Below are 21,352 nucleotides of genomic sequence, written 5' to 3' on the forward strand. Positions count from 1 at the left end.
TCGCGTCTTCGCGCCTTCGCGTCTTCGCGTGAGGCAAAAAAGATGGGCGGCCACATAGGTCCGCCCCTACGCGCCTTCGCGCCTTCGCGTGAGGCAAAAAAGAAGGGCGGCCACACCGGTCCGCGCCTACGGATGTCAGCCGCAGACGAGCGGGTCTTTCTTATGTGCTTCGGCGATAGCCTCGGCGAGGGCGTCGATTTCAGTGTAGGTGCCATCGTCGGGCATGCCCTTCTGGAGGATCGTCCCCAGCACTTCCACCTTCAGGTTGGAGATTGCGCCGGCGATCTGTTCGATGGCCTTGCTGCTCCAGCCGTAGCTGACCAGCACAGCCGCGTACTTGGCTTTTGGGCGCAGCATATTGGCCAATTGCGCCGCGTAGAGGGCCATGGGATGCGGCCCGATGTGCACCGTCGGCGTTGCGACCACGATAGTCGCCGCATCCACCAACGTGATGGCCAAGGCGCCGATGTCGGTTACCGAAAGATCGAAGAGATGCACTTTGACGCCGCGTTTCACCAATGAGTCCGCCAGGCGCTTGACCATCAACTCCGTGCTGCCGTGCATGCTGATGTAGGGGATGACGACCTCATTCTTGATGCCCGGCGATACCCAGTCGCGATAGGCGTCAATGATGAATGACGGATCGTCATAGACCGGCCCGTGGCTGGGCGCGATGATGTCTATCGGCAGGGCGCTGATCTTGTCGAGGTTCTTCTGGATGACATTGCGGAAAGGCATCATGATCTCGGCAAAATAGCGCTTGGCGGCCTCGTAGGTCCGTCCGCGATTGGTGACGTAGAGATCGCTGGTCGCCAGGTGTGACCCCAGGAAGTCGCAGCTGAAAAGACAGCGCTCTTCCGGCAGGTAAGTCACCATTGTTTCGGGCCAGTGCACCCACGGCGTGTAGATGAACTGCAATGTCTTGTCGCCCAAAGACAGCGTCTCACCGTCCTCAACCACCTTGATGCGTTCCTTGGCGACATGCAGGTGGCTGATCAGCATCTCCTCGGCCTTGCGGCTGCAGAGCAGCGTCGCCGCCGGGTAGCGTTCCAGCAACAGCGGCAGCAGGCCCGAATGATCCTGCTCGGAATGCTGCGAGATGATGTAGTCGAGCTTCTTGACGTTTGCCAGCGGCCCGAGCAGGTCGTCGGCCTTGGCCGGGTCGGTCGTATCAATCAGCGCCGTGGCTTTCGAGCCTTCCACGAGATAGGCGTTGTAGCTGGTGCCGTCGGGCAGCGGTATGAGCGAATCAAACAGCCGGCGTTCCCAATGCACCGTGGCAATGAGCTGAATACCTTTGCGAATCTCACGAGCAATCATGATGCACTCCTTTCACGAGTGGACGAATGATGCACACGGCGGTAAACCCCACGTCAGGCGTTCCCGGCCATGGCTATTGAACGCGGAAACAGAATGTTGTTCTCCAAATGGATGTGTTCATGCAGGTCGTCTTCGAGCTCGCGCAGCGCGTCGTACAGCGCCATGAAAGTCGGGCAGGCATCCGCCGGCGGCGCGTAGCCGCCCGTCAAAGCCCGCATTTGCGCCAGTGCGGCGCCGGCCGCTTCGTGTTCAGTCTCCATCTGGCGAATGGGATTCAGGACGGTCCCGCAGTGCATGGTCGGCGGCTCGTCGTGCCGCAGTCGCGCCATTTCCAAACGGCGAATGAAAGGAAACAGCACCTGCTCCTCTTTCTGCAGGTGTGGCAGCAGATCGCTCTGCAGAGCCTGAAACAGCGTTTGCAGTTCGCGTAGCATCTGGCCGTGGTGTTCGCCGTGCGCCCGCAGTACTTTTGCCAGCAGGCCCTCTATACGCTGCAGCGCCTCGCGCGTGTAGCTGTGGTGGGTGTACTCAATGTGATTGACCAGCTTGGTCAGCGCTTCGGCCGCCCACGAGGGCTTCGTCGCCTCGCCGGATGCCGTCGTTGCCGCAATCGCCTGTTCCAGTGCCGCCAAGAGCGCAGCCATGTCCGTGCCGGCCTTGGCCGCCGCGTCCTGCAGGGTGCGCGCGCCACCGCAGCAGTAGTCGACACCGCGTTCTTCAAGTACCCGTCGCGTCGCGGGGTAGTTGCTGACGATATCGCCAATCGCTGTCGTCGGACCTATTTTTTGCAGTGTCATAGCGCAGCCTCCTTTTTCATTGTGGCTGATGCGCCGGGGCGCTTTGTCCCGCCGGAGCCGGCGGCGTTGCCTTCGTTCGCAGCAGCCGCAGACCGTTGGCGACCACCAGCAGCGTGGCGCCGGTGTCGGCCAATATGGCCAGCCACAGCGACGCCAGACCCGCGATGGTCAGGATAATAAACAGCGCCTTGAGTCCCAACGCAAAACCGATGTTCTGTTTGATGACGGCCAGCGTCCGCCGCGAGTGCCCGATCAGCCACGGCAGCCGGGTCAGATCGTCGCCCATCAAGGCGATGTCGGCTGTTTCCAGCGCCATATCCGAGCCCATGGCGCCCATGGCGATACCGAGCGTCGCGGCGGCCATTGCCGGCGCGTCATTGATGCCATCTCCGACCATGGCGACCCGCCGATGTTCCCGAACCATGCCGCCGATGGCGGCGACTTTGTCTTCGGGAAGCAGCTCGCTGCGCCATTCGTCTACCCCGGCGGCGACAGCGACGGCGCGGGCGCTGCCTTCGTTGTCGCCCGTAAGCATGACGATGGGCTTGACCCCGAGCGCGTGCAAGGCGGTGATGACGGCGGGCACCTCCGGCCGCATGCCGTCGGCGATGCCGATCAGGCCGCAGACATGCTGGTCGTTGCCGATGGCGACGGCGGTGTGGCCGGCGTCTTCCAGATCGAGCATCAGGCGGTGGATCTCCGGCGTTTCCTGGCCCTGTTCGTGCATGAAGCGGTGATTGCCCAACCAGAAACGGCGGCCATCAAGGAGTCCTTCGACGCCCTTGCCCTTGCTGGCGCGCAGGTCGACGGCCGGCGGGACGCGCAGGCCACGCGCTGCGGCTTCGCGGAGGATCGCCCGCGCCAGGGGATGCTCGCTGTGTGCCTCCAGGGCCGCCGCGCGGGCCAGGAGGCCATCGGCGTCGTGTCCATTGAGGGGCAGGCATTGCTGCACGGCGGGCTGCCCGTGGGTGATGGTGCCGGTCTTGTCCATGGCCACCGCGCGCAGGCGACCGGCGAGTTCCAGGAAGGCCCCGCCTTTGATCAGCACGCCATGCCGCGCTGCCGCCGTCAGCGCCGACACCACGCTCACCGGCGTGGAGATGACCAGCGCGCAGGGACAGGCAATCACTAGTACCACCAGGCTGCGATAAAGCCACGTACCCCATGGCTCACCAAAAAGCAGCGGCGGTAACACCAGCAGCGCCAATGCCAACGCCATCATCAGCGGCGTGTACCAGGCTGCAAAACGGTCCACCCACTGCTGGCTTTGTGCACGCCGGGACTGTGCTTCGCTGATCATGCGCATAATCCGCGCCAGGGTGCTGTCAGCCGCGATTTTCGTGCTGAGCACTTCCAGCACGGCGTCGTGGTTGACGCTGCCCGCATACACGGCGTCGCCCGGTCCCTTGGCGACCGGCATCGACTCGCCGGTCACCGGCGCTTGATTGACCGACGACTCGCCGCGGACGACCTCGCCGTCAAGGGCCACGCGGTCACCTGGACGGATAACGAGCCGCGACCCAACCGGCACTAGCCCCGCCGGAACCTCCCGGATCTCGCCGCTCTCAGGCGACAGCACCCGCGCCGTCGTCGGCGCGAGATTCACCAGGCTGTCGATGGCGCGCCGGGCCCGCTCCACGCTCCAGTGTTCCAGCAGCAGTGACAGGGCAAAGAGGAAGGCCACCGTCGCCGCTTCAAACCACTCGCCGATGGCCATGGCGCCAAGCATGGCGATGACCATCAGCAGATTCATGTCTGGGCGCAGCCGCTGCAACGCCAACGCGGCCTTGGGCATGACCAGCCAGGCGCCAGTCATCGCCGACAACGCATAGAGGATGACGACACTGAGGGGGAAGATGTGGCCAGTGTCGTCCGCGCCGCCGAGAGCGTGCCACGCGCTGCCGTGGTGCAGCCAGTGCACCAGAAAGGCGACGAGGAGTAGCAGGCCGCTGGTTACTGTCAGCAGCAGTTGGCCATGGCGTTCCCACAGTGTGCGCTCGTCGCGCGCCAGGCGTTGCGACCACGGCCGCGCCGTCATGCCCGTGCCGGCTACCGCTGCGATGATGCGCTCGCTGCTCAGCAGCGCCGGGTCAAAAGTCACGCTCATGCGCGCGTTGATGACATCGAATTCTAGGCTGACGACGCCGGCCAGCCCGCCGACTTCGCGCCGCAGGATCGCCACCTCGTCAGCGCAATCCAAACCATGAACCCGATATTGCTCTTGCTGCATGCGGCCTCTTCGTGCAAATGGCCGGAGCGGCCATGAGTGTTCAGGCTCCCTGCGGCTGCGGTGCAGTTACCAGCGCAGCAGCTGCGTGGCCCAGGTCAAGCCGCCCCCGAAAGCCGTCAGCAACAGCAGGTCGCCGCGCTTGATCTCGCCGGCGCGGTTCACTTCGTCCAGTGCGATGCCGATGGTTGCTGCGGAGGTATTGCCATAGCGGCCGATGTTCACATAGACGCGGTCAAGCATGTTCAGCCGCGTCGCCACCGCCGTCAAAATCCGCTCATTGGCCTGATGGGGTATGAGCCAGCGCACTTGCTCGGTCGTCGTGCCGGTCTGCTGCAGCAGTTCGCTGCAGGTATTGGCCATCAGCGCCACGGCCATCTGGAAGGTCTTGGAACCGCCCATGCGGATGTAATGCTGGCGCTCGGCGACGGTCGTTGCGCTCGTCGGCAGGGCGCTGCCGCCGGCGGGGACCTGCAAAATGTCCGCATAACGACCGTCAGCCGAGAGCTTGCTGGCCAGGTAGAAATCCCCGTCGATATCATCGCCCTGGGCCAGCACCACGGCGCCGGCGCCATCGCCAAAGAGCACGCAGGTATTGCGGTCGCTCCAGTCGGTAAAGGCCGAGAGTTTTTCACCGCCGATAACCAGCGCCCGCCGGTAGGACGGCCGGGCCTTGAGTAGCGCGTGGGCGACATCTATCGCGTAAAGCAGGCCGGAACAGGCCGCTTCAATGTCAAAACTCATGCAGGGGCCGGCGCCGAGCTTGGCCTGAAGCAGGCAGGCGGTGTTGGGGAACATCTTGTCAGGCGTGACCGTCGCCACGATGATCAGATCGAGCTCCTCGGGCGCGGTGCCGGCCATATCCAGCGCCCGCCGTGCGGCGTGGTAGGCCAGGTCGCTCGTAGCCATGTCGGCGTCGGCTATGCGCCGTTCCTTGATGCCCGTGCGCGAGATAATCCACTCGTCGCTGGTGTCGACCATCTTCTCCAGGTCAGCGTTGTTCAGAATGCGCTCAGGGACAAACATCCCGGTGCCGGCTATGCGAATGCCCATAATCGTCTAGCTCCTCAAGGAGTCGTTGGCTGTAAGTTATGCGGAGCGCGGAATGCCACTACTGGGACAACACGGAAGCCGCGGTGGCAGGTACACCATGTAGCGCTGCGAACAACTGTCGTTATCTTCCTGTCTGATCAGCCCGGCCTATCACGGCGCGCCCCAATGGCAACGCCGCAGTGACCTCGGCAACGGCCGATCCGCGCTTTGCGAAAAAAAGGCATCTAAAGTTAACTGTTTTTGTCGAAAAATCCAGTTTTCGCCGTTTTGCCGCGCTGGCCCAGTCCACTGCGTCCACGATGTCCACGATGTCCACGATGTCCACTTTTTGGCCTCCCGTGCCTATTCGCATGGAAAGCGGGAAAAGGAACGATACCTTAGGGGGTTTGCGAAATATCCGCCGACATTCTTCCTTACATGGTGATTATTTCATGAAACTTTTGGTCTGCTGTGTTCCCTATGATTCGGGACATTCTGGCGTGTCGGTGTACATCGACCACGTCGTGCGCGCATTGGCGGCGCAGGGTCATGACCTGACGCTGATCACGGAGCACAGCTCCCGCAAGCATTTTGCGGATTACGCGCAGGTCAGTCTGCCGGCGCTGTGTGATAATGCGGTGTTGAGCATGCTCTACTGTCTGTTCGTGCTGCCGTGGCGCATCGTGCGCGGTCGCTATGATCGCCTGCTGATGCTGGCGGCGACGCGGCGGATGGTCGCCTGGTCGCCCTGTCCGGTGGTCGCGGTCGCCCACGACCTCGCTATCTACCACGTGCAGAGCAAATACGACCCAGTGCGGACCTTCTACATCAAGGTGTGTCTGCCTTTTTTTGTACGGCGCGCCTGGCGCGTTGTCGCCATCAGCCGCGCCACCCGCGAGGATCTCATCAGGCACTGGCGCGTGCCGGTCGACAAGATCCGCGTGAACCACAATGGCCTGTCCTTACCGCAGAAACATCGTGACGGCTGGTCGGCCGCGTTAGGCTTGGCTTCAGGCAGGTACATCCTTTACGTGTCACGCATAGAACACCCGGGCAAAAACCACATCAACCTGATTAAGGCCTACGAACAGCTGGCACCGGAGCTCATTGAGCGCTACCAACTGGTGATCGTCGGCGCCGACTGGTCGGGTGCCGAGGCCGTGCACGACTACGCCCGGCAGTCCCCGGCGGCCCTCGGCATTCTTTTCGCTGGCTACATCGCCGCCGAAGATATGGCGGATGCCTATCGCCATGCCGCTTGCTATGTCTTTCCTTCGCGCTTCGAGGGCTTCGGACTGTCTTTGATTGAAGCCATGCACTACGGACTGCCCTGCGCCGCCGCCAATACGTCCTCGCTTAAGGAAATCGGCGAGGGCGTCGCGTTGCTCTTCGACCCCGAAGAGCCGACAGCCATCGCCGAGGCCATCACGGCGCTGCTCACCGACGACGCTGTTCGCGAACGCTGCCGCCAGGACGGCTTCGCCCGCGCCGCCCAATTTACCTGGGAAAAACACGCCCGGCACCTCGTCGGCGACGGCGGCGAGGTCGTGGCCGAAAAAGTGGCCGACGCGTAGGTGGAATGGCTGGCACCGAAACCCCGGCGGCAGTCATGACGTGCCACCCTTGGGAGCGCCGCCGTCCCGGCGGCAGCAGACGTGTTTTGGCCGCCTTGCCTGGGGACGACTGCAGCAGCTGATATCGTCGCGGACCGATCGGACGGATCGGACCGATCGTCGACTTGATCCGTCCGATCGTCGACTTGATCCGTCCGATCCGCTTGCGTTGCTCAGAGATTAGCGACGATGAAGCCGTAGGGGAGCAAATCGACCTTGATGGTCTTGCCCTTGACGGTGAAGTCGGCGCCGCGGGACAGCTCGGGTTCCAAGAAGGGCGACACCGTGTCGTCCAGGCTGACCGTGCCGCTGATGAGCTTGTCGCTGGCGTTGATGATGATCACCATGTCGCCTTCGTAGCCGCGGCGGCGGAAGGACACGATGGCGTCGGCCTGATCGTTCTCCAACCATTCCACCGTGCCGTCAGTGAGGACGCTATTGTCGTGGCGCAGCTGAACGATTTCGCGGAAGAATTCCAGGCGTTCCTGCCCCTCGTTGGTGAGGGCGTTGTGCCAGTGGATGACGAGATTTTTGCCGAAGTTACGGTTGCCGTAGATGCTGTGGCGGTTGCTGTCGGCCACTTCCTGGCCGTTGTAGATGAAGGGCACGCCGTCCATGGTGAAATTGAGCAGCAGAGCGGCTTCGTTGGCGCGGGCGCCCCAGGTGAGTTCGTGGCGCTGGTCGTACTCGTCGTTGCTGATGTCGTGGTTGTCGATGGCACGCAGAAAACGGGCGCCCTTGGGAAATTTGTCCATCATGCCTTGCCAGAAGGCGCGGATGCCGCTGGCTGGCGCTTTTTGGCCGAAGACCTTGAAGAGGGTGCCCTGCCAGCCGAAGCCGTAGTTGACATCGAAGGCGTAGAGCTGATCGTCGACCATGTCGCCTTCGGCGAGCATCATCACGTCGGGCTTGATGACTTCCATGCGTTTGCGGCCTTCCACCCAGAAATCCAGCGGCACCGCCGGCGACACGTCGCAGCGATAGCCGTCCACATCGAATTTCTCGATGAAGTACTCCATGTTTTTCCACAGGTACTCACGGAGGCCGGCGGACTCGAAGTTGAGTTCGGGGAAGTGCCAGCGGCCATTTTTGACCTGGCCTTGCTCGTCGCGTTTGACGAAATCGGGGTGGTCCTTGATGAAGACCGCGTCGGGCCCGCAGTGGTAATAGACCAGGTCGAGAATCACGCGCATGCCTAGCGCGTGGGCCTCTTTGACGAAGAGCAGCAGATCATCATCCGTGCCGTACTCGGGGTCGATCATGTAGTAGTCTTTGACGCGGTAGGGATTTTGGGGATTCTTCAGCTGGGATTTCTTCTGGCGGTCGCTCCAGAATTCTTCGCGGAGATCGTCATCCGCCCAGGTCACCGGGCAAAGATAGACGATATCGACGCCGTTTTCGGCCAAAAAAGGCAGCATCGTCGTGGCGGCGGCGAGGGTGCCTTGCGGCGTAAAGGGCCGCAGATAAAGCTGATAGATGTTGCCATTGGTCACATACGACGGCGCGCGGCGGGCAATTTTTTCGCTCATGATGAAAGTCCTTTCAAATGACTGCGTTCCAGCGGGATTGAGACAATATTACGGGGACCGGTAAATGCAAGAGTGGTGCCGTTAGGGCGCCGGTAATGCCGCGAGGGCGGCGGTGACGCTGACCAAGTCCGGCGGGATGCGCCAGGCGCCGGCCAGCTCCGCCAGCGGCGCCAGCGCAAAATAGCGCGCGCGCAATCGCGGATGCGGCACAACCAGGTCGGGTTCGGCGATGCACTGCTCGCCGAAAAGAAGGATGTCGATATCCAGCAGGCGGCTTTCGCGCTGGGAATGGCGTGCGGGCCGGCCACATTGGCGCTCAATATCCTGACAGAGCGCCAGGAGTTCGCGGGCGCTGCCCGGCCAGTCGCCGACCAGAGCGCTGTTGCAGAAATCCGGCGTGCCGGGAACGCAGTCCACTGGCGTTGTGCGGATGATGGTCGCCAGGCGCTCTTGCCGCAGGCCGCCGGCGACGAGCTGGCGGCGCGCGGTCGCGAAAGTCGCCGCCGGGTCGCCCAGATTGGCTCCCAGGCCCAGTGCCACCGGCACCATCGCTATGCGGTTGCTCATGACGTCCTCCGTGTCTTCATTGCCGGCCGGCGAAGCCGCGTCGCCCCCCGTACTTGTCGCCTACTTCAGGCCGATGCGGCGGCGCGACCACCACAGGAGCAGTAGCGCGCCAGTCAAGACCGCAAAAAGCAGCCAGGACGACGTCATCGGCCGCGTCGTCGTCTGCATCGGCACGCTCGAAGACAGCGGTACGCGTCGCGCACGCCGAAACTCTTCCGGCGCAAAGTATTCGCCGCCGCTGACTCGGGCGATGTCCCGCAGCAGCGCCTCGTTGAAGGCCGTGTCCTCAGCTTCGACGCCGCTCTGGCGGGCGACGAAGGACGTGCCGCTCTCCAATAGCGGCTGTTCTGGCAGGCGGACCTCGTACAGGACCTGGTGCTCGCCCGGCTGCGTGGGAATGTACAGCGCCGTGTAGCGGCCGACTTCGTCGGGCGCGGGCTCCATGGGAATCTGCCGCTCACTGCCGTCGGGCGCGGTGACGCGGGCGCTGACCTGCGCGTCCGGCGCGGGCAGGAAATCCGCGCCGAGCACGGAGACATCAATGGCGAGCTCGTCGCCGAGCGGCGCTTTCACGCCCCGGCAGTGCATGCGGAATTGCGGCTTGCCGACTTCGCCCAGCCAAGTGAGCAGGTGCGTCCAAAAGACCTGGTGCAGCTCATCGCGGCTGTTGTCGCCCAAGTGCCAGCGCCAGGTGCTTTCCACGGCCATGGTCGCAGCGCGGCCGGCGCCGTAGCCCTGCGCTGCCAGGGCCGGCATGCTTTGCGTGGCGTAGGGTAGGGCCAAGGCCACGCGCGCGGCGCGCTTCAAGTCGCCGGCGACCCACAGGGGCGTGTTGTGCGGCAGCCATAGCCCGCGGCCCGTGCGCAGAATGCCGGCAAAATCGCGGTTGAAGACAAAATCCGGATTGGGCTCCAGACGCAACGCCGGCACCACCACGCGCCCACCGGGCAGATGCTGCGGGATGATCGCCGCCAGCGCCGGCGGCAGCAGGTCCAGCGGTCCGCGCAGTAGCAGCCCGCCGCCCTTGTTGGCCACGAAGGACTCCAGCGCCGTGACGCCCTCGGCGCTGATGGCCGCCGCCGCGCGCGCATCCAGTATCACCGCGTGGAAATCCCGGTAGAACGCCGCTTTGTCGGGGAAGGCCGGGGTTTCTTTGCGCTGTTCGTCGTTCAGCCCCGAGTGATAAAAAGATCCCGGGCCCATCTGGATGATGGCCGAGAAGTGCAGCAGCTCGTTGTTTTCCGCCAGCAGGCGCAGGAAGCGCCATTCCCAGTCAAGGCCGCCGCCGAGGTAGAGCACCCGCAGCGTCGGCGGTTCCTGCACATCGACGCCGATGAAGTCGAGATCGTTGTCGGGCCGGCTGTCGCCAGATGTCGGCTGCAGGCGCAGCGCGTAGGTGTGGAAGCCGGGGTTGGCGGCGCTGAGGGTCAGCGCGGTGTCTACGCTGGCGTTGGCGGGCACGACGATAGTTTTTTCAGCCAGGACCATGCCGCGATCGGCCGCCGTGATCACGACGGTTTTGGCTTCGGGGAAGTGGTTGGTGACCGTGGCGTTGACGGCGAAGGACTGATCACGCTGCACGCGGAGGCCGTCCTGCCGGGTGCTGATGCTCAGGTCCCAGGGCGCTCGCGCACTGCCGAAGCCCACGCAGGAAATGGGTATGCCCCTGGCGCGATAGCGCTTGACCACTTCCATCGGCGGCTCGCCGCTGTTGCTGCGGCCATCGGAAAGCAGGACCACGGCGCCGAGGGCCAGGCCTTTTTCCGCATCGCTCAGCAACTGCTGCAGGGTATTGCCCAGGGCTGTGCGACCGGGCAGGGTCTCCAGCAGGGGCTGGCCGTCGGCGAAAGCCATGGCGTGGGTATCTTCGGCGAAACCGTAGTATTCCAACCGACCCTGGCTGGTCAGCGTGTCTAGCGCGGGCGGCCGCGCGGCGAGGACCTCGCCGAGGGCGTCACTGCGGGCCTGCCCCGCACCACCGTCGCGCGTTTCCATGCTCAGGGACTGATCCGCGAGGACGACGCAACGGAAAGACCCCGCCTCCGGTGTGCGCAGTACCCGCATCGGCTGCATGAGCAGCAGCGCCGCCGCCAGCAGGGCGACGAGCCCGCAGACCAGCATGAACAGCCGGTACGAGCGGCCGATCTTGTCGCTGAACTGCCGATAGGACCAGGCCGTGATGGCGATCATGGCCAGCAGCCATAGCGCGATCAACCACCAGGGCATGGCTGGTTCCCAATGTGATATCATGTCGTCCTGACCTTGAACTGCATTCGTCTCATCTCTTTCAGCGCAGCGGCCGCCCGCGCTCTATTCTCGCCCCAGGCTCTTGAAGTATTCCTCGACCAGCCGCTGGTACTTGGCCGGCGGGGGGCTGACTTGCCGGCGGATGGACAACTTGCGCTCCACCAGCAGCTTCTCCAAATGCTGCGCCAGCACGGCCGCAGCCGCACGGAAGCGCTCAATGGTTTCGGCGCCGGCGGCGCTGGGCGAGGCGTCGCCCGTCGGCAGGCGCAGGTCGTCGCTGAGCTGCTGCAGGCGCGGGTCTTTGCTGGCGTCGGCGAGCTGCTGCAGCATATCGGCGGCGCTCTGCCGGGCCTGGTCGATCTGTTGACTGGCGCGCTGCTGATTCTGGTCCTGCATGGCCTGGCTGACCTTCTCGGCCTGTTCGCCGAGTTGCTCAAGCGCTTCGCGTAGGTCATGTTCGCCGATTGGCGGCAGCTGCGCTGACGCGTTTTGCAGGTCCATGGCTAGCGCCTGCAGATAATTGGCGGCATCGACCTGGTCTTTGCGGGCGCGCTCATAGCGTTTGTAGAGCAGCGCGTTGATGGCTCGCTGCTGATGCGCGGGCAGCTCGCGCTGCCGGCTCTGCTCGGCGGCGGCGCGCAGTGCCTTGGCGGCTTCGGGATAATCGTCCTGCAGGCCTTCGGCGGCCTGGCTGATCGTCTGCATGAGCTCGTCGCTCTGCTTTTTGAGTTCGGCCTGCCGCTCGCGCATGTCCTTGGCAGCCGCGTCATCTGGCGGCTGGGGCGCCGCGGCGGCCTCGGCAGACGCCTGTGCGGCTTGCTGCTGCTGCTGCGAGAGCTGATCGGCCTGCTGGGCGAGCTGGGCGATCTGGTTGGCCGAGGCGTTGCGCAGGGCGTCTTCCAAAGCGCGGAGAGCGCTGACCAGCGCCGCGAGGGAGCGGGTACCGTGGATACCGCCGGTGCGCAGGTCGTCGCGCCCGAAGGCCTGTTGGCCATTGTCCATCTCGCGGGCGGCGCGATTGAGGGCCTCAGCGGCGTCCTTGCCTTCTGGCATGGCCTGCATGTCGCGGCGCAGGTCGCCGGTGTCATCGTGAAGCGTGCCCTGCTTGCCGGCCAGGGCGGGCGCCGATGCGTCGGCGCGGCTGCTTTCGCGATTGATCTCTTCCTGCCGCCCGATCAGCCGCTGCAGCGCCTCGCGCTGTTTTTTCATGCGGTCGATCTTGGCCTGTTGGCTCTGCTGTTGTTGTTGCTGTTGCTGCTGGCTGTCCTGTGGTTGTTCCTGTTCTTCGCTTTCGCTTTCGCCCTGCTCTTTGCCGCTTTTGGCTTTTTTGCTGCGCATGGCATTTTTGACCATTTCATTTTCGATCTGGGTCAGCGCGGCCAGCGCCCGTTCCTGCGGGCCGATGCCTTCTTCCAGGAGTGTGCGTTCGACCATCTTGACGGCTTCAAGCAGACCCTGCGAGGCGCGGTCGAAGAGCGTCGTGAAGGGCTCGCCCATCATGCCCTGGGCTTCCTCCTGCATGTCGTGGAAGCGGCTGCGGACGTCCAGTTCGAGCTGTTTGAGATCGCGCAGGAGCTCGTTGCTGCTGCGCTCGCGCTCGGCGTCAACTTGCTGCATGGCGTCCCAAGTCAGGCGCAATAGTCGCTTGGCTTCTGCCAGTAGGTCCGAGATGTCACCCTTCTGCTCCTGGCCGTCATTGCCTTCGCCGTCGACAGTCTCGGGCTCCGGCCGCACCACGACGAAGAATATCTCCGTGCGCGCGGTCTGCGGGTCGGGCTGGCGGTTGTCAGCCACGACGACATAGCAGCTGAGGAGATCGCCGTCCTTGAGGCCCTCGGCCGGCAGATCCCACAACTCGGAATAATGCCATTCGAGCCCGGCAGGTGCGGTGCCGGTGGCGGGTGCGGTGCCGGTGGCGGGTGCGGTGCCGGTGGCAGGTGCGGTGCCGGTGGCGGGTGCGGTGCCGGTGGCGGGTGCGGTGCCGGTGGCGGGTGCGGTGTCGGTGGCGGGTGCGGTGCCGGTGGCGGGTGCGGTGCCGGTGGCGGGTGCGGTGCCGGTGGCGGGTGCGGTGTCGGTGGCGGGTGCGGTGCCGGTGGCGGGTGCGGTGCCGGTGCCGGGTGCCTGTCGAAGCGGCAGCTGGCGGCGTTCGCCGCCATTGATCGCGTAATGGAGGGTGAGTTGGGACAGGCCGAAATCGTCACCGGCGAAAAGCTCGAGTCGCAAGGAATCGCCGGGCTTGACCTGCGAGTCGAGTGCTGGCTGACGCAGCTCGACAATCGGTGGCAGGTCGGGCTCGGCGGTGACCGTAAATGGCGCTTCGTGGCCCTCGCGGCCAGCGGCGTCCGTGAGGACGATCTGGCAGAGCGTGGTTTCGCGGATGACGTGGTCGATGTCCCACCAGCCGGTGTCGCCGCCATCGCTGGCGGCGGCTTTGAGCGGCAGGCGTTGCTCGCCGACGTGGAGTTGGGCCTGGCAGCCGTCGGGAATGCGCACCCGCAGGTGCAGGGTCTCGCCGCTGACGACCTTGAGATCCTGGAACGCGTCGTATTCCTGCGCTTCGCGACGGGTGTAGGGCAGGGGCCGTGTTGCCAGCAGCACTTCCAGGCAGCGTGGTGGCTCAAAGACCACCAGGCGGTACCAGCGGCTGCGCAGGGCCGCCGTGCCGACGCGGTAGTGGACGTCGCGGGTGAGATCGTAGAAGGTGAACAGCATGCGCCCGTCCGCTGTCGCGGTCATGGGGCTGCGGTAGAGTTCGCCGTTGTCGCCTTCGCGGTAGTCGATCCACGCGTCCTTGTCCCAGCGCAGGACGTCGGCTTGTACGGCCGCGTCGCTGTGCGTGGGCAGCTCGTAGTTCCCTGGCTGCACCCGCAGACCGCTGCCGGCACCGCGCAAAAAGTCACCGAGGCCGTAACGGGCTTTTTGCACCACCCGGCTATTGCCGGCGATGGTTAGTAGCAGGAGCACAGCGACAAATTGCGCCAGCAACCGCGGCAACCGCAGGTGCCGCCGGCGAAAATCGCTCCAGAAAAGCTCGTCAGTTGCGAAACGCCCCTGCATGTCCGCTAACAACTCGCTCTCGATGCCCCGCAGGGGCCGTTGCGAGCATTCCAGGCCGACTGCGCAGACAAAGGCGTCCATGAGCTCGGGCCGTTCGGCTTCCACCGCCAGCGCTAGCTGGTAATTGGTCGGGAGGCGTAGCACGGCGCGAACATGGCCGACGGCCAGCGCCAGCATCGTCGCCGTGAGCGCCAACACCATCGTCAGCGTCGCCAAGCCCTCGGTCAAACCGATCTGCCAGTCGCCCAAGGATAGCAACAGAGCCACCACGGCCAGACCGCCAAAAGACCAGAGGACATTGCCAATAACCGCCCGCCACAACAACGCCCGACGCAGTGCGGTCAAACGCGGGCTTATTTTCCGGCTGGGGGTCGGTGAACTCATAGATCGGTCGCTATCCAAGGGGGCTCGTGTAGGCATCGCCGCCAAGATGCAAATTGGCCGGCCGCAAAAAGCCTAATATAGCCCGACAGCGGGCCCGACTGGGGCTTAGGAGCAGGATTTTTGCGATAAGCACTCGGGGCGGGAGTGGGAGAGGGGAGGAGGGAGGAGGATGGAGGATGGTGGATGGTGGATGGGACGTATGGGACGTATGGGACGTATGGGACGGAGGGGTTGCCTGGCCTGCGGGTTGCCTGGCCTGCGGGTTGCCTGGCCTGCGGGTTGCCTGGCCTGCGGGTTGCCTGGCCTGCGGGTTGCCTGGCCTGCGGGTTGCCTGGCCTGCGGGTTGCCTGGCCTGCGGGTTGCCTGGCCTGCGGGTTGCCTGGCCTGCGGGTTGCCTGGCCTGTGGGTTGCCTGGCCTGCGGGTTGCCTGGCCTGCGGGTTGCCTGGCCTACAGGTCGCTGATGAACACATCTTTGATCTGGACCAAGGCGCTGTTGTCCACTTCGACAGCGAAGTTGCAGCTCTGGATGGGCGGGTTGAGGTGGGCGACGCCGGCAATTTTGCCGTCGAGATAGAGCACCAGGCGATTATATTCCAGGCTGAAATCGCAGGCGAGCCACTCCATGGCTTTGCGCTCCGGCAAAAAACCGATGGGGATATTCTGGCGGTCGCTGACCGCTCGGTACAGGCTGCGCCACGTTGCGTTACGCTTCCAGGTGAGCCGGCAACGTTCCCCACTCAGGTCGTAGAGATAGCAGGAAACCTTGCCTGTGGAGGGCAGGCGTATTTTGATATGCAGGGACTGGCCGTTAATGAGCGCCTGCCGGAGTTCCAGGGGCTTGTGGCTCATCATGCCCGTCAATACCGCCGTGTCGCTCTCGGCGTCGCGCTGTTGGCAGGACCAGTCGCTGCGATTGCCGTTCCAAAAATACAGGGACGACGCCAGTGATATCTGCTTGGCCTCAAAATAGCGGCTGCGGATGTGCTTTTCGGCGGGATAGAGCCCCGCCAGGCATATCAGCAAGCCCAGGCCAATGCTTACCGACCGCCACAGATTCAGCTTGCGCTTCTCGACACTGTTGACGCGCAGATACTCGACATCGAAGGCCGACAGCACCTTCTCCAAATCCAGCATCAGGTCGTGGTAGTTGCTGTAGCGCTCATCAGGCTCCGCACGGCCCATTTTGAGCAGAATCTGCGCAAAGGCACCGGATATCTTCGCGCCGACCAGCCGCGGATCGGGAATGTCATGCTGGATTTTGCACTCAATCAGCTTCGCGCGATCTTTTTCCAAAAACGGCGGTGATTGGGTGAGGAGGAAGTACGCCGTGGAAGCCAGCGAGTAAATGTCGGCTCGGAAGTCGACGTTTTCCCAGGCATAGACTTGCTCTGGCGCCATGTAGGTCGGACTGCCCAGCACGCTGTTGCTGTTGCCATTGCCGTTGTTCTGGTCGGCTGCCGCCGGGCTAGTGCCCTCGGCGGCGTTGGCCAGGACCGTTTTGTGCTGCGAGATGCCAAAATCACAGATGGTGACCCGCGTCTGCGTGTCGGCAAAGATCTCGGCGAAGGTCCGCGGCGGCTGTGTTTTGTCCCAGAACAGCATCAAATTGTCCGGCTTGAGATCGCGATGGGTGAAGCCCTTGGCGTGAATGTAGGACAGGCCCTTGACCACGTCCAGCATGATCCGCGCCACCACCGGCTCCGGTAAATTGCCGAGACGCAGGACCAGATCACGCACTGTGAGCTGGCCGGGGATGTACTCCATGATCAAGAAAACGCCCTGGTCCGTCGTCATGATGTCATGGCAGCCCACGACATTGGGGTGGTTCAGGGCCGCCAGGGTCACGGCTTCGCGCAGGAGTTTCTCCACAAACTCCGGATTGGCCGCCACGGCCTTGTTGAGCATTTTGACGGCGACCAGGCGATCGAGGCGCTTCTGCTTGGCCAGGAATACCGCGCCCATGCCGCCGCGGCCAAGGCGGGAGATCATCTGGCAATCCGGCAAGGTCAGCTGCTCTTCGTCGCAGGTCAGGGTTTTGCCGGGTACAATGCAGCCCTGATCGTCATATGATATGACATCAGTTTTATCTCGGACTATCGCCGTCTCGCCAGCGGCAGGCTGAGTTTGGGCTGCTATATCCATGTCGTCTTTGTCGATTTCGCCATCGTATTTTGTTCTTCCCCCCCTCCGACGACTGACAGACACGTCAGAACGTAGCTAATTTTACCCTAATATCACGCAAAAAACAAGAGCATTAGCCGTAAATAGGACTTATATTCGCAATCGGTCAGTTATTGATATCCAAAACTGTGGTGCTTCTACGAGGCACTGTCTGTTGGCAGGCAGCGTCCCCAGGCTGAAGCCTGGGGCTAAGCATGGTTAAGCGCCTACGGCGCAAAAACATGGACATTGAATGATGGTGGTTATCTGGCCGAATCAGACAAAGCAAGTCGTCTGATCGGCCAAGTTCGGCCCGGAGGGCCGGACCATGCATAACCCCTGGTGAGGCGCCCGGAGGGCGCCGCAACCAGGGGTGTGACAACAACTTAAAATTGCGCCTGGAGGGCGCCACATTGGCTTAACACGTTGCGTTTCACCGCGCCGTCGCATGAGGTCGTTACCTCACCTGACCTCCAAACAGCCGCACGTCACTGTTGCTTGATGGCGTCTCGCCTCTTCTATGCCCTGCGAGTGCTGATAACACGACCAAGCGTGGACGGTTGTTATCAATCACTGACCGATTACTGATATTCGAAGACCGGTTGATGCTTATTGGGCCTCTCGGAACGGTGCTCCCGTTAGCGGGCACCCCATCTCCAGGCGCTTTTTCGTAATCCAAAAAACAAAGCCAGGACAGCGACTATGCCCCAGAAGAAAATCATCACCATCGTCGGCGCCGGCATGATGGGCTCCGCCATGGCCACACCCGCTCGGGACAACGGCCACGCCGTCCGTCTTGTCGGCACGCCCTTGGACGACCACATCATCAGCCGCGCCCGGTATGACGGCTATCACCCGACGCTGAAAGAGCAGCTGCCGGGCGGCATCGAGTTTTACACTGTCGCCGATTTGGCCACCGCCATGGCTGGCGCGGACTTGATCATCGGCGGCGTCAGCAGCTTTGGTGTCGACTGGTTCAGCGAGAAAGTCCTGCCCTTGCTGCAGCCGGGGCAGAATGTGCTTTCGGTCACCAAGGGCCTGCAGGATTACCCCGACGGCCGGTTGCGGCCCTTCCCCGAGCTGCTTGCCGAACGTCTGCCGGCGGCCCTGCGCGGCCGCATCAGCTTCAGCGCCATCGGCGGCCCCTGCACCAGCTACGAGCTGGCCCGGCGCCGGCAAACCATGGTGTACTTTTGCGGCACCGACGCCGCAGCGGTCGCGACCGCCAGGGACCTGCTGGCGACGGCGTATTATCACATCACGCCGACGGCTGACGTGCTTGGCCTGGAATGCTGCGTGGCGATGAAGAACGCCTACGCGCTGGGCGTGTCCATGGCCATTGGCCTCTGGGGTGGTGCCGATGAACGCCAGGGCTTCAATCCCCAGGCCGCGCTTTTTGGCCAGAGCTGCCGGGAAGTCACCCGCCTCATCCGCCATCTCGGCGCCGATACCGATCTAGTCGCGAACATCCCCTTCGCCGGCGATCTCTACGTGACCATCTTCGGCGGCCGCACGCGCCGGCTGGGCACGCTCCTTGGCCAGGGCAAAAGCATGGTCGAAGCCGAGGCCATGCTGTCGGGTGTCACCCTGGAATCCGTCGCCATTACCCGCCGCGTGGTCGCGGCTTTGCGGGCCCTGGGCGCCGCTGGCAAAGTCCAGCTGGCGGACTACCCGCTGCTCATGCATATTGACGACGTCATCAACGATAGGCGCCCCGCCGCCCTGCCATGGGACGCACTACGCTGAAACGCCGCTTTCGCCGTAGCGCCTACGCCCTTCTCCTAGCCAAAACCGACAACTGAAAGGATCGACCGTCATGACTATTCGTCTACTGACATTAGCTCTACTCGCCAGCGCGGCCTGCATGGCCCAGGAATTCTTCTTCCGCTGCAACTTCGGCCCCGATGAAATGGCCCAGTGGAAACTCCCCCGCGGCGCTGAAATCGTGCAAACTGAACAAGGCCCCGCCCTGAAAATCACGGCCGCCACTCGTCATGACGGCGATGATGGCCGCGCGACCATGGCGTTTCCCTTCGACCAATATGCGGGCAAGACTATCCGCATGCGCTGCCGCGTCAAATACGAGGATGTCAGCAAGCCCGCACAGAGCTACAACGGCACCAAATTCATGATGGTCTACAAGACGAAGTCCGGCCAAAGTCGCTGGCTGCATGGCGAAGGCGCCTGGGGCAGCAAGGACTGGCATGACATCACCTACGCCGGCACTATTGACGACGACGCGCTGCCCGGCACCATTGAACTCGGCCTCCAGGACAGCACCGGCAGCATCTGGTTCCAGGACCTCCGCATGCGCTTGATTGATCCGGCAAAAGTCTTTCCCCGTGTTGCTCCCGAAGACTACCTGCCGGTATATACCGACCGTGTCCTCAAGGAGCCGCCCCGTCGTGGCGTGATGTCGCCATCCGTTTTCCGCAAAAATGTCACACTGGAGAAGGACCTGCCCGACTTGGCGTCCTGGGGCGCCACGCTCATCCGCTGGCAGCTCATCCGCAATTGGGGCGCCAGAAACAGCGACCAGGATCCCGCGGAGTACCTCGAATGGGTCCGCGCCCGCGTTCCCGAAGTTATACAGGTCCTCGACCGCTGCCAGGAACTCGGCATCAAAGTGGTCCTCGATCTCCATGTGCCGCCGGGCGGCCGCCGCGAGGGCGGCTGGATGCTGATGTTCGAAAATCAGGTCTTCGCCGACGCCTTTGCTGAGGCGTGGCGCATTCTCGCCGCAGGCGTCAAGGGCCACCCGGCGCTCTTCGGCTACAATCTGATCAACGAGCCCTGCCAGCCCAACGACGTCGTCCTCGTCGATTACCTCACCCTGCAGTACAACGTGGCCAAAATCGTTCGTGCCATTGACCCGGTGACGCCGATTATCATTGAGTCCAACAACTGGTCCAGCGCACAGAGCTTCCGCTATCTTACGCCGCTGCCGCTGAACGACATCATCTATCAGGCGCACATGTACCACCCCGGCGGCTTCACCCACCAGGGCGTTCATGGCTCGGCCATCGGCGCAATCTATCCCGACCCCGCCAAGAAACTGGACAAGGACGAACTGCGCCGGCACTTGCAGCCCGTGCGTGACTTCCAGCTCAAGTACAACGCCCGTATCTACATCGGCGAATTCTCCGCCATTCGCTGGGCCGTCGGTGCCGCGCCGTACCTCCAGGACTGTATCGACATCTTTGAGGAATACGGCTGGGACTGGAGCTACCACGCCTACCGCGAATGGTCCGGCTGGAGCGTCGAACACGGCAGCGACCCCAAAGACGAAAAGCCCGCGGCCAGCGACACCGACCGCAAAAAGGTGCTCCTCGAAGCCTTCAAACGCAATCAGCGCTGAAGAACCGCTTTTACGCTCGTGGGTGGAATTGGCGGTGGGCGCCGGCGACGCGTTCCTTGTCGGTGTGGGTATAGATCTGCGTGGTGGCGATGCTGGCGTGGCCGAGCATTTCCTGAATGACGCGCAGGTCGGCGCCGTTGCTGAGGAGGTGCGTGGCAAAGGAATGCCGCAGGGCGTGGGGATAGATGTTCTTGCTGATGCCTGCCCGCACGGCGGCGTCCTTGACGATCATCCACAGCCTCGCCCGGGTCAGCGGCCGGCCGTTGTGCGAGAGAAATAGCGTCAGGCCGGCGCCGCTGTGGTCCAGCAGCGGCCGGGATTTCTCAACGTAGGTACTCATGGCGTCCCAGGCGCTTTTGCCAAAGGGCACGACCCGTTCTTTGTTGCCCTTGCCGATCACCCGCAGAATGCCCTCGCGGAAATTGACTCCGTCCAGACGCAGGGTGACCATCTCCGACGCCCGCAGACCTGATGCGTATAAGAGCTCCAGCAGGGCGCGATTGCGCAGCTCCAGCGGCTCTTTGCCAGCGAAGGCCCGCAGCAGCGCGTCGACTTCTGCCACGGTGAGGAAATCCGGCACCAGCCGCCACAGCCGCGGGCTCTCCATGATCTCAGTGACATCCGCGTGCAACAGGCCCTCTTGCACCAGGAAGCGGAAAAAGACCTTGATGGCCACCAGTCGCCGCGCGATCGTCGCCGCCTCAAGGCCATGTTGCTGGCTGGCTTCGAGGAAATCCAGGATGTCGTCCCGCGTCACCGTCGCGGCGTCGTTGATGCCGGCGGCGTCCAGGGCAGCAAAAAAGACAGCGAGGTCGCTGGCGTAAGCCGTGGCGGTATTTTTTGCCAGGCCGCGTTCGAGACAAAGATGACCGATGAAATCCGACAGGTGTTCGCGCATGCATGCCTTCCGCCACGGCAGGAAAAGATCCTGATGCCGTTGTTGTGTCTCGTGTTTGCTATCATTATATTGCCAGTTTGCGAGTTTGTCTGCCAGGATGTACTAGTACGTCATCGTCTCTCAGCGGGTCAGCCGGCGCTGCCGCCGGTCGTGCTGCCACCG

At 63.3% G+C, this 21,352-nt stretch carries 13 protein-coding genes; 3 read left to right on the forward strand and 10 right to left on the reverse strand.

Features of this window, described 5'->3' with window-relative positions; all coding sequences use genetic code 11:
• Positions 1-135: 135 nt before the first annotated feature.
• The 4 genes from J3R75_RS08910 to J3R75_RS08925 all read right to left on the reverse strand — a co-directional run bounded on the left by J3R75_RS08910 (position 136) and on the right by J3R75_RS08925 (position 5,397).
• Complete coding sequence (locus J3R75_RS08910) at positions 136-1,320, reverse strand: FprA family A-type flavoprotein (protein ID WP_307261178.1); 1,185 nt, start codon at positions 1,318-1,320, stop codon at positions 136-138.
• Between the two features lie 53 nt (positions 1,321-1,373).
• Positions 1,374-2,117 (reverse strand): iron-sulfur cluster repair di-iron protein, encoded by a 744-nt coding sequence (gene ric / locus J3R75_RS08915; RefSeq protein ID WP_307261179.1) that lies wholly within the window; start codon positions 2,115-2,117, stop codon positions 1,374-1,376.
• A 16-nt stretch (positions 2,118-2,133) separates the two neighbouring features.
• Positions 2,134-4,347, reverse strand: a complete 2,214-nt coding sequence (locus J3R75_RS08920; RefSeq protein ID WP_307261180.1) for a heavy metal translocating P-type ATPase — start codon at positions 4,345-4,347, stop codon at positions 2,134-2,136.
• A 66-nt stretch (positions 4,348-4,413) separates the two neighbouring features.
• Positions 4,414-5,397, reverse strand: a complete 984-nt coding sequence (locus tag J3R75_RS08925; RefSeq protein ID WP_307261181.1) for a beta-ketoacyl-ACP synthase III — start codon at positions 5,395-5,397, stop codon at positions 4,414-4,416.
• A 431-nt stretch (positions 5,398-5,828) separates the two neighbouring features.
• On the opposite strand from J3R75_RS08925, the gene J3R75_RS08930 reads away from it, so the two are divergent.
• Positions 5,829-6,950 carry a glycosyltransferase family 4 protein gene (locus J3R75_RS08930; RefSeq protein ID WP_307261182.1) on the forward strand — a complete coding sequence of 374 codons (1,122 nt, stop codon included), beginning with the start codon at positions 5,829-5,831 and terminating at the stop codon, positions 6,948-6,950.
• 212 nt (positions 6,951-7,162) lie between these two features.
• Here J3R75_RS08930 and J3R75_RS08935 read toward each other — a convergent pair whose 3' ends face one another.
• From J3R75_RS08935 to J3R75_RS08955, 5 genes are all read right to left on the reverse strand, one after another.
• On the reverse strand, positions 7,163-8,518 hold the full coding sequence (locus J3R75_RS08935; RefSeq protein ID WP_307261183.1) for an alpha-amylase family glycosyl hydrolase: 1,356 nt from the start codon (positions 8,516-8,518) through the stop codon (positions 7,163-7,165).
• A gap of 81 nt (positions 8,519-8,599) precedes the next feature.
• Positions 8,600-9,085, reverse strand: coding sequence for a 2-amino-4-hydroxy-6-hydroxymethyldihydropteridine diphosphokinase (gene folK / locus J3R75_RS08940; RefSeq protein ID WP_307261184.1), 486 nt, complete (start codon positions 9,083-9,085; stop codon positions 8,600-8,602).
• Positions 9,086-9,145: 60 nt separating this feature from the next.
• Positions 9,146-11,335 carry a hypothetical protein gene (locus tag J3R75_RS08945; RefSeq protein ID WP_307261185.1) on the reverse strand — a complete coding sequence of 730 codons (2,190 nt, stop codon included), beginning with the start codon at positions 11,333-11,335 and terminating at the stop codon, positions 9,146-9,148.
• 60 nt (positions 11,336-11,395) lie between these two features.
• Positions 11,396-14,734 (reverse strand): hypothetical protein, encoded by a 3,339-nt coding sequence (locus J3R75_RS08950; protein WP_307261186.1) that lies wholly within the window; start codon positions 14,732-14,734, stop codon positions 11,396-11,398.
• Positions 14,735-15,221: 487 nt separating this feature from the next.
• Positions 15,222-16,916: a serine/threonine protein kinase gene (locus J3R75_RS08955; RefSeq protein ID WP_307261187.1), complete on the reverse strand. Its 1,695-nt coding sequence runs from the start codon at positions 16,914-16,916 to the stop codon at positions 15,222-15,224.
• A 720-nt stretch (positions 16,917-17,636) separates the two neighbouring features.
• On the opposite strand from J3R75_RS08955, the gene J3R75_RS08960 reads away from it, so the two are divergent.
• Complete coding sequence (locus J3R75_RS08960) at positions 17,637-18,680, forward strand: hypothetical protein (RefSeq protein ID WP_307261188.1); 1,044 nt, start codon at positions 17,637-17,639, stop codon at positions 18,678-18,680.
• Between the two features lie 70 nt (positions 18,681-18,750).
• Positions 18,751-20,292, forward strand: coding sequence for a glycoside hydrolase family 5 protein (locus J3R75_RS08965; RefSeq protein ID WP_307261189.1), 1,542 nt, complete (start codon positions 18,751-18,753; stop codon positions 20,290-20,292).
• 10 nt (positions 20,293-20,302) lie between these two features.
• Here J3R75_RS08965 and xerD read toward each other — a convergent pair whose 3' ends face one another.
• Positions 20,303-21,190: a site-specific tyrosine recombinase XerD gene (xerD, locus tag J3R75_RS08970; RefSeq protein WP_307261190.1), complete on the reverse strand. Its 888-nt coding sequence runs from the start codon at positions 21,188-21,190 to the stop codon at positions 20,303-20,305.
• Between the last annotated feature and the right edge of the window lie 162 nt (positions 21,191-21,352).

The organism is Oligosphaera ethanolica (assembly GCF_030814695.1).
GTDB lineage: Bacteria > Verrucomicrobiota > Lentisphaeria > Oligosphaerales > Oligosphaeraceae > Oligosphaera > Oligosphaera ethanolica.